This window comes from Nocardia sp. 348MFTsu5.1 (genome assembly GCF_000383535.1).
GTDB classification, from domain to species: Bacteria; Actinomycetota; Actinomycetes; order Mycobacteriales; family Mycobacteriaceae; genus Williamsia; species Williamsia faeni.
The window spans coordinates 160,386-174,624 of sequence record NZ_KB911519.1 but is presented as its reverse complement, the minus strand read 5'-3'; the positions used below and the strand labels follow the sequence as shown (position 1 = coordinate 174,624).

Annotated in this window: 9 protein-coding genes and 1 pseudogene; 5 read left to right on the top strand and 5 right to left on the bottom strand. The window is 59.0% G+C overall.

Annotation, left to right across the window (positions count from 1 at the left end):
• Position 1: 1 nt before the first annotated feature.
• The 3 genes from dpdJ to dpdD are packed head-to-tail and all read left to right on the top strand — an operon-like array spanning position 2 to position 6,989.
• Complete coding sequence (gene dpdJ, locus H290_RS31990; RefSeq protein ID WP_304412407.1) at positions 2-4,333, top strand: protein DpdJ; 4,332 nt, start codon at positions 2-4, stop codon at positions 4,331-4,333.
• The gene (dpdK, locus tag H290_RS32075; RefSeq protein WP_020108644.1) at positions 4,330-4,860 is read left to right on the top strand and encodes a phospholipase D-like domain-containing protein DpdK; all 531 of its coding nucleotides are present in this window, start codon (positions 4,330-4,332) and stop codon (positions 4,858-4,860) included. The genes dpdJ and dpdK overlap by 4 nt, the downstream gene beginning before the upstream one ends.
• On the top strand, positions 4,845-6,989 hold the full coding sequence (gene dpdD, locus H290_RS31985; protein WP_369758836.1) for a protein DpdD: 2,145 nt from the start codon (positions 4,845-4,847) through the stop codon (positions 6,987-6,989). Before dpdK ends, dpdD begins: the two co-directional genes overlap by 16 nt.
• Before the next feature lie 12 nt (positions 6,990-7,001).
• Here the strand turns inward: dpdD and H290_RS31800 are convergent.
• From H290_RS31800 to H290_RS0120140, 4 genes and pseudogenes are all read right to left on the bottom strand, one after another.
• A pseudogene (locus tag H290_RS31800) lies at positions 7,002-7,172 on the bottom strand (IS256 family transposase); the annotation flags it as partial.
• A 580-nt stretch (positions 7,173-7,752) separates the two neighbouring features.
• Complete coding sequence (locus H290_RS29325; RefSeq protein WP_155976951.1) at positions 7,753-9,546, bottom strand: alpha/beta hydrolase; 1,794 nt, start codon at positions 9,544-9,546, stop codon at positions 7,753-7,755.
• A 750-nt stretch (positions 9,547-10,296) separates the two neighbouring features.
• Entirely contained in the window at positions 10,297-11,082 is a 786-nt protein-coding gene (locus H290_RS30340; protein ID WP_020108640.1) for a hypothetical protein, read from the bottom strand.
• Positions 11,083-11,086: 4 nt separating this feature from the next.
• Entirely contained in the window at positions 11,087-12,247 is a 1,161-nt protein-coding gene (locus H290_RS0120140) for a hypothetical protein (RefSeq protein WP_020108639.1), read from the bottom strand.
• A gap of 139 nt (positions 12,248-12,386) precedes the next feature.
• On the opposite strand from H290_RS0120140, the gene H290_RS0120135 reads away from it, so the two are divergent.
• Together H290_RS0120135 and H290_RS0120130 are read left to right on the top strand one after the other, a co-directional pair.
• Positions 12,387-12,728: a response regulator transcription factor gene (locus H290_RS0120135; protein ID WP_020108638.1), complete on the top strand. Its 342-nt coding sequence runs from the start codon at positions 12,387-12,389 to the stop codon at positions 12,726-12,728.
• A 2-nt stretch (positions 12,729-12,730) separates the two neighbouring features.
• Entirely contained in the window at positions 12,731-13,603 is an 873-nt protein-coding gene (locus H290_RS0120130) for a hypothetical protein (RefSeq protein ID WP_020108637.1), read from the top strand.
• 18 nt (positions 13,604-13,621) lie between these two features.
• Here the strand turns inward: H290_RS0120130 and H290_RS0120125 are convergent, their stop codons facing one another.
• Entirely contained in the window at positions 13,622-14,125 is a 504-nt protein-coding gene (locus tag H290_RS0120125) for a hypothetical protein (RefSeq protein WP_020108636.1), read from the bottom strand.
• Between the last annotated feature and the right edge of the window lie 114 nt (positions 14,126-14,239).

Genomic DNA, 14,239 nt, shown 5'->3' with positions numbered 1-14,239 from the left:
CATGGACCTAGGCCGAATACTGAATGATATTGAAAGTCATGAACTTCCCTTACTTAGTTGGGGCGTGAGTGACGGCTCTCTTACAGAAACTGAACTCGAGCAACTGATCCAGCGAGTGGCTCCGGGAGAAGACGTCGACAGCGTGATCGACGAACTGCTCGATCGACGTCTTTTGTTCGCCACTGGCGTTACGGATCAACGCTTCAGGAGTCGGATGGCGGAGACGGTTCGTCTGGCCGTACGGTTGCGCCAATGGTTCCACGGGAAGCCATGGACATCGGCATCGAGTCTTGTTTCAGACGCACGGTTCTTGAGTCGACCACGGGTGGTACCGCGTCGCGATATCACTGTGGAATCGCTTCGCGAGACACTGAGGGCAAGCGGTACCGATTGGTCGGATCGCCATCAAGCGGCGATCGATGCCATTCTGGCTGGTCGTCAGGTGTCCGCGTTTCAGTCGCGAGCTCTCACCCGACTGTCTCAGCCTGCGTCTGGACACCGGGGAACAGTAATTTCGGCTGGCACTGGGTCGGGAAAGACACTGGCTTTTTACCTACCTGCGCTAGCCCACTTGGCTGCTACAGATCGGCCAAGCGGGGTCCCGCGGATCATTGCAATCTACCCGCGTATCGAACTGCTACGTGACCAACTACTGAACATCCTGATCACCTGTCGTTTGCTCGGTAAGTCGGCACCGAGAGTCGGCGTTCTTTATGGTGCAACTCCCCATGACCGCGAAGATGCCGAGCGCGCATCGTATTCGACATGGAAGAAAGTTCCTGGAGGGCTACTTTGTCCGATCATCGGGTGCCTTGAGGAAGGGTGTAACGGGGGACTAGTTTGGCCTACCACTTCGGGTTCGACCGAAAGACTGGTGTGTGACAAGTGTGGGGCTGTGGTCGGTCCCGATGTTTTGACGTTCACTCGCGACCGAATCAAGGCGTCCCCGCCAGCAATCTTGTTCACCACGACTGAGATGGTCAACCGGGAGTTGGGCTCTAAGGCTTACCGTCGTGTCTTGGTTGGAGACGACTCTAGATCGCCTGAGTTCGTCTTGCTCGACGAAGTGCATACGTACGCAGGGACCCATGGAGCACAGGTAGCCAACCTATTGCGGAGGTGGCGTGCGGAAGTCGCTACACCGCCGCATGTGGTTGGACTCTCGGCGACACTGGCCGATCCAATCGGATTCTTTGCGGACTTGACAGGGCTCTCGAACTCGAATATCGCTGTCATTCGAACGGATCCGCAGGAGATGGTGGAACTCGGTCGTGAGTACTTCCTCGCCCTGCGTGGTGATCCGGCTTCACAGACTTCTTTGTTGTCGACCACTATCCAGACGGCGTTGCTACTACGGCGGACACTCGATCCGACTCAGAATGGTCCTAGCCAGGGGGCCTTCGGATCGAAACTCTTCGTGTTTATGGACGATTTGGACGTGACGAACAGACTTTATGCCCAGTTGCTGGACGCCGAAGGTTGGCGGGTGGGGGGTGTCAATCGCAAACCGAACGGTAGCCTTGCGACACTTCGAGCGTCGACAGGACAGGACGTGAGGTCCCGCGACGAGGCTGGCCAGGTTTGGCGTATCGCAGAGGACCTCGGGACAATCGATCGACCAGTTCGGATCGCACGGACAACGTCGCGAGATGGCGGAGTTGATCCCCAAGCTGACGTAATTGTCGCAACCGCATCGCTGGAGGTCGGGTTTGACGACCCTGCGGTAGGCGCCGTGATTCAGCACAAGGCCCCACGGGACCCTGCACAATTTATTCAGCGACGGGGACGTGCAGGTCGAAACCCCGCTATGCGGCCGTGGACCATCGTCGTGCTATCGGACTTCGGTCGAGATCGACTCGCATTTCAGTCCTACGAGGCTCTTTTCGACCCTGTCGTGCCTCGAGTGGCATTGCCGCTTCGCAATCGAAGTATTTTGAAGATGCAGGCCACCTGGTGGTTGTTGGATCGCCTCTCACGTTTCGGTTCAGGTACGTCGTTGCTCAACATCATCGACAAGCCTTGGAAAAAGTCTCGGGAGAAGCAGCGTGAACTGGCCGAACGAATGCTGAGTCACGTTCGCGGACAGCTCAATTCCAGCGCGATCGATCGGATGGGTAAGCAGTTGCAACGTGCGCTGGCCTTGACGGACGAGGATCTGCGCGCGGTCTTGTGGGACCATCCACGTGGGCTTGTTCCGTCCGTCTTTCCCACCCTAATTCGAGGACTCGAGGTCGCAGCTTCAGATCCTACGAGCGCTGGGGATGACTGGTCGAAGCCACTCAAGGATTTCCTCCCACCAACATTGTTCTCTCCGCTGCAGACCCCGGAGATAGAGGTGATCCTGCCTGGGCATGGCGCCGCAGCTGAGTCTGAACCGGTATCTCAGGGACTGCGGATGTTTGCGCCGGGTCGAGTTAGTTATCGGTACGCGCGAAACGGACGGCGTGACCGGCTATGGGTCGAGCCTCCGTTGCCTCATGAGTCGGATCTTGAACTGTCGAGTTTCTGCGGTGAGTTCGTAGAATTGCAGTCGCCGCCATCTCAACCGGCAGTCCGCCTTTTTCAGCCGGGGACGATGATTGCAACTACCCCAACAGACACGACATCCGATTCGTCCCACGCGGAATGGAACTGGACGGCTTCTTTCCAACACGATGGCGATCCTGTGGCTCTCGACATGCCGAAAGGAACTCCTTGGGGGGACGTCGTCGAGAGCCTTCAAGCATTCACGCATCGGCATCGTTGCGCTCAAACGGTATGGCGGTATGCCGATCGGTTCACAGTACGAAGGAATGATGATAGTGCCCCTCCCGTGACGCAACATACAGTGAGTTTCGATGGATCCACTGTCAGCGTTGGATTTGTCATCGACGTCGACGGACTGGCTTTGACAGTTCGACTTCCAGACGCGCCCCCCGCAGACCGATCTTTGCTGCAGTCGCTAAGGGTGGCGCGGATGGAATATCTCATTCGCAATGGCGACAGGCTGAGCGGGTTGGTTCCATCCGCGTTCACGCGAGATTGGTTACATCAGATTCTGCTCTCGGTGCTTGTCATCCAGAGCGAGGCCGGGACAATTGAGGACACACTCGCTTCCTTGTCTGACGACCGACTGATAGCGATGGTGGTCGACGCGGCGCGTGAGGTGTTCGGTGTACTTGACGTCGGGACTCCTCCAGGTGCTGGAAGTGGCAGACCCGATTCAGGTCTCGTCGTAGACCTCGGTGTGGCCCTGCGGATTCCCGGTGTGACCGCTGAGTTGCGTGATGCAGCTGAGGCACTCTCTGGTGGCCCGACGGAGGATTGGAGGGAATGGCTCGATGAGCGTTATTCGACGACGCTCGCCACCGCACTGGTCGAGGCAATTCAACTTACATGTCCCGAGGTAGACGCTAGCGATCTTCGAATCGATCTTGCATTGGATGAATCATCCGATCTGCGATCGGCAGTGATCTACCTCAATGAGGACGAGCCTGGCGGGCTTGGTGTCATCGAAAGTTTTATTGACAACTATGGCGAAGACCCTAGGCGATTCTGGTCGCTGGTCGACTCGGGACTTGGTCCATGCGACGGTGAGCGAGTAGATGAGAATGTCCGGAGTCTGCTGAGGCAGGCCACGTCGAATCCAATCGCCGGACTAATAGCTGAAATTCGTTCCGCGCACGATCTCGCAACGCTCACAGTTGGTTGGCAGAAACTGCGGACATGCCTTTTCGAGATTGGTTTGGCATGCGATCATGCGATCGTGTCGGCGTTGTCGACTCGTATACTACGTCCGGGAAGCGGTCCTGGTCTGGACGCTCTGACTGCGGATCTGATAGCCCGTTGGGATGCCATCGAATCGAGAGTCGGCTTCGATGTCGAACTGAGGGTCTTTGCGTATGTCGCGGCATCGGACTCTGAAATCAGGCGACGACTACAAAGCCTGACACAAGGCCATTCGGGGGAGGCGGGTTGGGAGGTCGGTCAGATAGTAGCGCTACTGTGGCCGCGGGGCTACCGACTCAGGTCTTCGTCCCTGCAGACTTATTCGCCGTTCAGGAGTTTCGAACCCACCGATCGACTCCTGTTTTCGAACATCGTTCAGCCGCCCGAGTCGGTGGTAGATGGGACCACCCTGGACTGGCGAGATGCTGTTGACATGCGTCTTAGAGAAGCGGCGAATGCGATGGTGCGCGTCCCTACGGATGCGATCGCGGCCGACGTTGTCCGTGCCTTTCTCACCGAACCGACGGTCGTCGACGTCCTTGAATTTCATCCGAGAGTCACTGGCCTGTCGCGTTCAGTAGCGGGAGTCGACATCCGCGTCGAATTGCGTGAGGCACGCCAATGAGCTCGCGAAGCCTTCGTACATCAGCACTGTCTTCCCGCGAGGAACTTGCCGACGCTTTGCAAGCACTATTTATTGCTGAGTTACTGGAACCGAGTGCTCCGCTGTGGCTTATAACTCCGTGGATATCCGACATTGCTGTGCTTGACAACCGGTCGGGACTATTTACCGGCCTACTCCCGGACTTACCGCAAAGGCCTATCAGGTTGTCGGAGGTACTCCTCAATCAGATGCAACGCGGTGGGGGTGTCGTCATTGTATGTCGACCCGACGAACATAACAAAACCTTCGTTGAGCTTTTTCAGGCCAGGGCAGCGTCCGAGGGCGATCTCGCAAAGCGACTCAAATGCACGTACGCGAATGATTTGCACGAGAAGGGAATACTGTCCGGTTCTATCCTGCTTAGTGGGTCGATGAACCTTACGTATAATGGCATTCGCAGACTTGAAGAGTCGATTCAAATCACGAACGACGCTGATTCAGTCGCTCGCGCGCGGCACGCGTATGAAGATAGATGGGGTGTGGCATGACCGAGCCAACCTCCGTATTCTTCACTTCACCGAACGAAATAATTCCTTCGCGGTTGACGGGAGATATGGCGCAACTGCTCGATATGCTTCGACGCCGTTTGGATCGTTTGGAGTCCAGGACGATGCTTCCAGCGAGGGTGTCAGGGACTACGCGTTGGTATGGCGTGGCGCCGACCCAGCGCGACGGGAGAGTGTTTCGAGAAGAGATGCGTTGCTGGTTCGCTCGCCCCCTGACCGCGGGTCAAGCAATCGTTCCACACAATTCCTCTGACCCGATTGATCAATTGGCGCTCGGACTTGTCCCCGATGGTGCAGTACTGAGAGTTGATGTTGCGCATGGGTGGACAGAGCGAGTCCGGCAGAATGTGATCTCGCTGCACGACGTGTGGTCGTTGACTCCTGATCGAGGCGTCGACCAACCGCGCCCTGTAGGGCGGATTCTTCGCCAATTTTACGAGAGCTTGATCGGAGATGACCGCGCGGGCGGAGAAGCAGCACTCGACGAATTACGCGGACGAGCACTCCTCAGTGCCACAAATCTGAGATTCCTGCGTATCGAGTTGCTGAGTTCATTGGGGACTCCGCAAGAGTTACGGGATGAACCCTCACTGAAGGGCATTTCACTGCTAGTCCGCCCTCCCGCGGTTACAGAGAACTTGGCCAAGGCAGCTGATACGTTGCTCTTAGGTGCGACTGCGGACTTTTCGGACGACGAGATATTGCGCAGCGCGGCAACACGATTGGATCTCGTTTGGCCTTCTTTGGTCACAGATACCCATCAAGTAACGACCGCTGCAACAGCGCGCTGTTACGCACTCGGGCAGCTACTTGTGAGAAGTCCCCATGAGCGACATCTCGGGCAGATATTAGCGAGCTACCCGGACGATCCTGTCATCGCGGGGGTAGTAACTGCTACGAGGACTTCGGGGGCGCCCGTCCAGCAGGCTTTGACTCCATCCGGCCTATATTATGCCGGAGAATACGAGTCCGCGCTTGAACTCGCATACACAGAACTTCCCAATCGCTCGACTGCGGCGATTGCGCTCGCCGCGGCGGTAAACCTGCAGGACTCACCATCTGCAGCAAAGGCGTTGGCAGTAGTTGAACGGCTGGCGGACTCCGAGCGGGCAGGCCTTCTCGATAGCGTTGTCGAGCGACTTTTCTTCGAACAGCTTCAAGCCCTAACCTCCGATGACCGGGTTCCTAGCGATTGGCTAGATTGGCTGGCCAATGACTGGCCAGATCGGCCAGACCTGCTATTTGAGTGGTCGCGTCACTGGTCGCGAACTGCTGACGATCTAACGGCTACCTCCGATGAACTTGCCGGTATGTTGATCGACGCACTCAACGATGCGCGACGACCTCGCGTGCGTAATGGAGTTCCCGTTTTTGTGGAGTGGCTGATAGCGGGTGGTATTCCATCTTCTGGGGTGGCGCTCGCTGCCACAATCTTCGATATCATGCTCTCCAGTGAGCCAGGTCGGTCGGAACGTCAAGCAGCACTTTCCTTATTGGAGGGCGTGCTCGACGTCGGATGCAGTACTGAAGAGTATCGCGAAGTGCTGGATGCTATTTCGCGTGAACTTTCCGTGATCGGACCGAGGGATGGGCAGTGGTTGGCGCAGGTTGTCGACCTACTGCTCGCTTACGCCGCCCCGGATCCAGTCGAACGATCATCACTAATCGCACGTGCATCAGGTGTTGTGCACTCGTGGAACGACATGATCGATCACAAGGACGCGATTCTCCTGGGCTTGCTATTCCGGGGCGCTGGTATAGTGTCGAATTTCCCTGAGCCAGAAGTGGTGCCGGATTCCGACGTCAGGTCTTTCACATCTGTGGGAGTATATTCGCTGAAGGAGAACTCAATTCGGGTTGTTAGGTCATGGATTGAGGCGCGCTGGCCAGGAGTGACCGTTAAACACTCCTCGAGCGAGGTCAATAGCAAGTCGCTTGTTTCGTTGGTTCAGGGCGTCGATGTCATGCTCGTTCAAACGAGTCACGCAACGCACGCGGCTACTGGCGCCATCAACACGGCTGTGGTTGATTCGAGCCGACTCGTACTGGTTAATGGACGTGGAGCGACATCGCTGATGAGAGCGCTGCTTGACTGGGCCGGGGCGAATTGACTGCTCGGTCAATGTGTTGCGCTCTTCGGTGCGCTGGTAGCGGCAGGCGCCGATTTTCTCGGCGGCTTCGGCCTCGATCAACACTTGCAGGCCGGCGCGGATCAGGCCGCCAAACACGGAGGCTGAATCGGCACTGGCGAGTGCATCACGTTGGGCGAACAAGGCAGAATGGTCTTGGGTCATCGCGTAGTCGATTTCGCTGAGTCACTGTGAGAGGTACACATTGATCACCACGCGATGGTTTGTTCAGCCTGTCAAAGCTTTAGGGCCGCCCCGGGTTCAGTTGACTCGCGGAGATGTGTGAATTCCGGACCGTGGTTGCGACTGTTGAGCGAAGTAGTTCGAGATCATGACGGGTGCGCGGCTGAGGGCGCGTTGCGGGCGGCGTTTATGTTAGTGGCAGGTCCCCGAGGGTCGGGGACCTGCTAGAGACAGTGTGGCCTTAGTAGCCGCTGTGCCCTTGTAGAGGACGAAGACTCCGAGGCAGGCGCCGCATCCTCGGCACTGGCCACGTCGTGGTTGGAGCCGGAAACTACCCTCGATCGACTACTCACGCCGCTGGCTTCTGCTGAACGGCCCAAGTCACACGGTCGCGGGCACAACACCGGCGGCGAATGAATGGCTTGCAGCTCGAGCCGCTTCTTTGCTCGGCCTGGGAGCTGTTCAGAGGGGTCGTATCCGCCATAGCCGGCTTAACCCGAGCGTTCATAGAGGCACTGTTGTAGCGCCGATTAACGCCGAAGAGCCTTTTAGGCAGAGGACTTTACTCCAGAGCGAGCTGGGGGGTGGCGGCTGGCGTGAGGTTATTCGCTTCCATGAAAGTGATGAGGTTCTGTGCGAGGTCACGCTCCGAAATCAACGCTGAAAGCGACCTGGACTTACTGTCGCTGATCGCTTCCACTGTATTTATTTGGGCCGATAGCTCTGCGGCGGCCGCAGATGCTCTCAACCAGATCGCGTCGTCGAACTCGTGCCCAAGGCTCTTTTGCGCATAGGCGACTGCCGTCGCCAACAGCAGTTGCCCGGAGTTCAATTGGCCTCTTTCTCCTCGTCCGCCAACAGCGGCGGCGGTGGTGATGGCAGCGCCTGTGCTAGCGATACCGCCGATCGCAGCGAGTCCTCCGACCATTCCTCCTGGCCCGAGCGCCGCCAACCCGCCCGTCAACGCTGCGGCGCCTGCCGCGCCTGCTGGCGCTAGTGCGATGAGGCTGTACGGCGCTATCGCGATTACCGCGACTCCGGCGGCTGCAAATGCGATGCGTCCCCAGTTGGCCCCAGGTTTGGTCATCTTTGTGATCGATTCATTGAACACGCGAACGATCGATCGGAGTTCGAAGCCGAACGACGTCGATTGCCCCGCCTTTTCGGTGATTTGGGGCAGAGCTTTGAAAGCTGCATCGTCGATATCAATTTCGAACGGTGCGATCAAGTCGCTGAGAGCGAGAATGGTGAGCTGTTCGATCAGCCCACCGACCGTCCAGTGATCGGGGATCTTGGGCGTGTCGCCTTCAGCAAGCTGGTGGAGTTCACGCGGGAGCGGAATGCCGTTTGCGTCGGCGTCCCAGACTTGGGCTACTAGATCAGCCCGTTTAATGCGAATAGCCTCCGAGTATCGGGCGCTAACCTTCTTGTCGTTGATCGAGTCACGCACCGCATACCGGAAGTGCAACTCGAGGATCAGCGCAGCCACGTCGTCGGTCAGCGCTGTCGTGACTCGCGTTGTGCGGCGAGGGGTCCTGGACGATTGATGAAACGCCGTCCCGACAGCCCGTGCGACGGCTGTGTTTCGCAGGTAAGACTTCGAGCCGTGCCCAGCCGCGCCGATGTCGACGCGGAAGTCTTGAACGTCTGCAAACACCCCGGCGAGTCCACGCGCGCGCGTTACCGGGTCTCGTGGACTGAAAAAGTTCAGCCATGAGTTTGTTGACTTATAGGGAAAGTTCCCGATGAGTTCCCTTCGTGATGCCGCGAAGAGCGCCGTATTGGCTGGACTGCCGATGGTGACAACACGTCGAACGACGATGTCTTGCGGAAGTCGAGTAATGAGGTCGACTGTTACTACGCTCCCCAGGCTGTGGCCGACGATGACGACCTCCCCCCGCTCAGGGAGCTGAGACAGGACACGTTGCAGAACAGCGCCGCGCATGCCCTTCTGGTACACATAAGCTTCAATCTGATGGATCTCGTTCGCAAAAAGCTTGTTGGGTAGTGCTTTCGCCAATCCGCCTAGTGCTGCATGTGACGGGTCTAGGTCCAGTAGTGGAAACCCGATACTTTGCACAGAGGGGTCCGCGCCGACTGCCCTGGCGGCCTCGATCTGTCGATTCAAGAACTTTGCACGCTCAGACGAGACGTCAGCTTTCTCGCCTTGCGCGGTCGGTTTCGGAACCGCGGCGTTTGCATCCGGTGACGACAAGATGTCGGAATAGGATGGTGCGATAACGTCGACTTCGTCGACTGCGGTGAGCCCTTGGGCTACGAGGCCGTCATTCAGTGCACTGAGCCATCCGTAGTCGGCATCGCCATCACCGACTCCGTGTAAGTAGACGAGCTTCATCCAAATGCCTTTCCGTCTCTTGATATCTACCGCCGTCGGGGCGCCGCTCAGCTTAGCGACTTCGTCCGACACACCAGCGCGACCAGGGGCAGTCCCGCTCGCATCGGAGACCGCGCCAGATCAAACTCGCTGGTCCCAATTCATTAGTACGGTTGTATCGCAGATACTTAGAACGTGACATTGGTTCGCGAGATCGGCCCGGGTACGCGAAGACCGGCCCGCCCTGATTGTCGGACTGGTAGGGGGGACGATCGTCAACTGTGAGTAGTCCATCGGCGACCGATCTCGTCGCAGCGGTCTCCGCCTCGAAGGCTCGCGACCCCCTGCGGCACCGGCGTCAACGTTGTCGAAACTCTGGAAGCTCACTCTATTGCCGTCGGAACTGGCACCCTCGGGCGCTTTCAAGACGAACAGAACCTCGGCATTGATGCCACCGAAGGTCGGGTCGTTGTAGGCAAGGTGGTGTACGCCGACGTCGCGGCCGATTTCGTCGATCAGATCGTTGATGGGTCGCACGTGTGGGAGCCTGATCGCCGCTGCACGTTCGGAGCGTAGACGGTCGCTTTCAAGCGCCCGCGGACCTCTGGGAACGTCCATCAAATTGCCCCCGGTCGTCGCTGGAATCCTGGCTGCGTGATCGTATCGGGATCAGCATGCCCGCAACGACGACTTGGGGATCCGATCGATTCCCACCGTGCACTCGGCGGACCCACTTGTCCCTTGAACCGACTTCGGCACCATTTGCGCACATCACCACTCGAAGTTGCACGCCTGGCAAATGTAGGACGGGATGTCGGGCGCACTGATCGCGCACCCGCCGGAATGTGTCCCGTAGGGTGGTGGACCGGGTGGCATACCCATCAACAGCTTGAACGTCTGCTTAGCGTCACAGCGCGGACACGATGGACGATAGCTGAACATCAATTCATCGAACGTCGGTCCCAATGGCTGGTGCAGGATGTCGTGACATGACGGACAGACGGCCAATGCCCCAGAGAATTGCGGGTCGTTGCCTCTGGGTTCCCGATGAGCTTGTAGGCGTGGGCGATACCGCGATGCAGCGTAGGCGCCGCAGGCGTTGCAGCCCCAGAATTGATCATTCTGGACAAGTTTCGAGTCGTCGGCATCGAGACACCGATGCGGCAGGCTGCTCCACGGCGTCGGTGTTGCATCTTCGGAGGTGATTGCTGCGAGTACGTCCGCGGTAACGCCCACCGGAAGAGTGCGCGGCTCGGTCGAGAAGCGGGTTCCAAGTCGTCGCTCCAGTGCGGCGATCGCGATGCCGATTGGCACGTAAGGTTCAACGGTGTTCAGACCCCAACCTTCGTTGTCATCCAGCCACAGTTCGGCGACTTGGAGTATCGCCGGCACCCGGGCGTGGGCGACTGTGATCACGAGGTCGCCGTCGGCGACGCCATCCGGGAAACTCCACCAGGTCTCATCTGCCTCGATCGCCGAGGCTGACCACGGCTCGGCGAGAACGACGTGACACGGGACTTCAGCGGCATTTGCCGGCACCGTCGATCGCTTGGCCATCGCCTTACCTGACCTCATTCAAAGGGCTCGAGAGAACCACCAGTCGCAGTGCTGCGCGGAGACGCTTCGTTCTCCTCGACCACGACTGCTCCTCATGCTCGCAGGCTCGGGCTTCCTCCTCATCCTCGCATTCGCGCGCGTCGAAAACCGATCGGCGCCAGGTTCGTTCCATTTTCTGGCTGACTTGGAGGTAATGAAGAATTGCGTCGCGGTCGAACTCGCAAGCGGTCGCGATCTCGCGAGGTGACAACGGGCCCTCGTCATCGTCGTCGAGTTCCATCAGACATAACAGCCCCACCGGCAGAGCTTCGTCGGATTCCTGTGGTTCGGTGTCGACTTCAGCGATGGCCGAGGCGACCTCGCCGGCCCCGTCGGTCAGGAAGTCGAACCACTTGATAAGCGTCGAGCGGAGCACCGCATCGGTGAAGACGGTCGCGTCCATCCGGATCGACGCGCGAACGCACCCATTGATGAGAAGGAACCTGATGTCAGGCCAGTGGCGGGAGAACTCCATGAGGGCCTCGCTGGCAGCCGCTGAATCATGGACTTCGACAGCGAGATTGGTGAACATCTCGATGACTGGATCGCTCGGATCGACGCACAACCACGACATCACGCCATTGCCGGTGAAGGTTACGTCGCCGTCATCGTCCTTGTTCGGCGAGGAGCCGGTTATGCGTTCGAGGGCGTCATCGACGAGATCACGCAGTTGCGACTGGCCGGCAGCCTGAAACCCGATGTGCTGGATGGGTCCGGTACCCCACTCCTGAACTGTGAGAAGGAAGGTCGGGTGGACCACCTGCCAAAGTTCTTGGATCACAACGGTGGCCGCCAGAACCACATGCTCGACCTCGTCACGTCCGCGCTCGACAACGCACTCGTCCTGGCTGATCGAATCCCACTCCAGGTCCATCAGTAGCTGCACTTCGTCGTCATCAAGGTCGCGATCCAGCCCGAGGGGCGTGGGGCTGAGGTGACACCGAACTTCATCGTCGGCGGTGATCGTGAAAAAGGCAGACGGACCGGAGCCGTTCAAGGCGGCGTTCGGCGCGGTCACTCGCACCGAGCCGGATGCCTGCAGCTCGGTCAGCTGGGTTGTCAGCTCGTCACGGAATGCTGCCCATCCATCGGCAACGGAAGCGTCGAAGTCGAAAAGGTTGGACATCGGGCACCTCCCTCTCTGTCGTCTGTATGGCAAGGGTAGCGAGGGGGTCTGACAATTTGTGGTGACCAGCAGCCCGGCTCGATCATGTGTTCGAAACTACATCGATGGCATTAAAATGACAGTCTCGCAACGGATTTCAATGTCGTACCGTGCCGCTACCGTCACGCTTCACTGGCAGTCAACTTCCCGGCTGTCGACCAAGAAGATCGGATCCGTGATGCACACGATGGATGAGGCAGCTGCCGACAGGGCCACGCGGCCGACGCTGACCGATCGGGAGATTGAGGTCCTGCGGACCTGGCTGATCTGCGACACCAAGCAGGCGGCCGCGCGGACCTTGTTCATCACCGCGGCGACGGTGAACACCCACATCACTCGCATCCGCGACAAGTACGAGGCCGCCGGCCGAGCCGCGAACACTAAGGCAGCCTTGCTCGCGCGTGCTCTGCAGGACGGTCTGATCACGGTGGAGGAACTCTGACCATGAGCGACCCCTACGAGTACTACGCCGTCGGCGCGCCGCGTCCTCGGAGTCGACCGGTGCTCACGTTGGTCTCGAGTCGGACGGTCACCATGAACGTGGCGGCTGTCTGCGTCGCCATCGCGTTGGTTGCGGCATCGGTGGTGCACATCGGCTTCCTGCTTGCCGGTGCGTTCGTTGCGATGGTCGTCCTGGCATCCGGAGCTTGGGTGCGTGAGGGTCTGGAAAACGAAAGGGATTCGGACAAGGCTGCTTTGGTTGCGGCCGGCTATCTCGTCACGAATAGGGAAGTGGCGCAATGCCATAAGAAGGACCGCGGGTATGTCGAGAAGGCGCGGTCGGCGACGGCGCTGATCGCTGCGTCAAACGCGGCCACCGACGGCTGGCTCGGCGACATCGACTTCGCACCCGATCTGTTCTGGATCGCCACCACCGCAGTCCAGGCAAGTGCAATGAATGCGCTGATCAACAAGCTGAAGCCTTCTCGACGTCCGTCGGACAAACAGGCCGCCGCTGACGGCAAACAGTGGCTGGACGCTCAGCGTTCGAAACTCGATGAACGGGTGAAACTTCTGGAGGAAGCCGCCAAGCATGCGCGGTCGGTGGACGACAGGCTTGCGCGTCAGAAGCAGGTCACAGCACGTCTCGCCCTGCGCTCCGCTGAAGCCGAGCGCGTGGCCGCCCTTCGCGTCCGATTGATCGGAACGCAACACCGTGCTTCGGTGCCTGACCCGGGTCCCGATGCGGCGGAAGCAATTCGAGCGCGAGCGGAGGCGTTCTACGACGTCGACGACATCAACCGCAGGGTGGCCGACGAGCCCGTTGACAATGGGGGAGGCGTCATCGGGTGGTTTCGCAGACTCGTTCGTCTGTAGCGGTGAATGATCAGCGTCCTACAGGTCGAATGCGCTCCAAGCGATAAGCGCCTTGCCGGGCTCGCAGTCCGGGATCACATAGAGCGTCCGTGCGTCACCGCTCTCGCCGCCGCGGTCACCGGCCGTATATCCAGTGAGACCATCGGCGCCGACGTCATCGACGCAATCGTGCGGGATGGGCTCGCACCCCGATGATGGTCCGAACGTAGTCGGGGTCAATATTTCGATCATGTGGGCGCTGACATAGTTGCGCCACTGTGGCTTCGGCATCAGGAATGACAGTGTGGAACATCCACCTTGGATCCGGACCCGGTCGTAGGTCGCCGATACCTCCGTTGCGGTACCCGGAACTTCGACCTGGGATTCCTTCGCTGCATCGCGGACGGTCCGATCCAGGCTGTGGTGCTCCCATGTAGCGAAGAATCCGAGGGTGATCAAGGCTACGACCACGATCGCCGACGGGATGAGGACCAGCTTCCTCCTGATCATCGGCCGGTCGGCTGCCTCGAACTGTGATCCCATCAACCCAATTTTCCCTTCGCCGTACGCCACCCGTATGTCATTGGACGCACGGCGGTTCCATCCGGTTGCGTTGATCGTGGGAAGAGGCTGTGCGCTCGTTCGGTCAGCCAAGCA

Bases quoted from the DNA above. Each gene is read 5' to 3' on its own strand.
- H290_RS0120130 (WP_020108637.1), top strand. From the start codon at position 12,731: ATGAGCGACCCCTACGAGTACTACGCCGTCGGCGCGCCGCGTCCTCGG.
- dpdK (WP_020108644.1), top strand. From the start codon at position 4,330: ATGAGCTCGCGAAGCCTTCGTACATCAGCACTGTCTTCCCGCGAGGAA.
- dpdD (WP_369758836.1), top strand. From the start codon at position 4,845: ATGGGGTGTGGCATGACCGAGCCAACCTCCGTATTCTTCACTTCACCG.
- H290_RS30340 (WP_020108640.1), bottom strand. From the start codon at position 11,082: ATGGCCAAGCGATCGACGGTGCCGGCAAATGCCGCTGAAGTCCCGTGT.
- H290_RS0120140 (WP_020108639.1), bottom strand. From the start codon at position 12,247: ATGTCCAACCTTTTCGACTTCGACGCTTCCGTTGCCGATGGATGGGCA.
- H290_RS0120135 (WP_020108638.1), top strand. From the start codon at position 12,387: ATGTCGTACCGTGCCGCTACCGTCACGCTTCACTGGCAGTCAACTTCC.
- H290_RS29325 (WP_155976951.1), bottom strand. From the start codon at position 9,546: ATGAAGCTCGTCTACTTACACGGAGTCGGTGATGGCGATGCCGACTAC.
- H290_RS0120125 (WP_020108636.1), bottom strand. From the start codon at position 14,125: ATGGGATCACAGTTCGAGGCAGCCGACCGGCCGATGATCAGGAGGAAG.
- dpdJ (WP_304412407.1), top strand. From the start codon at position 2: ATGGACCTAGGCCGAATACTGAATGATATTGAAAGTCATGAACTTCCC.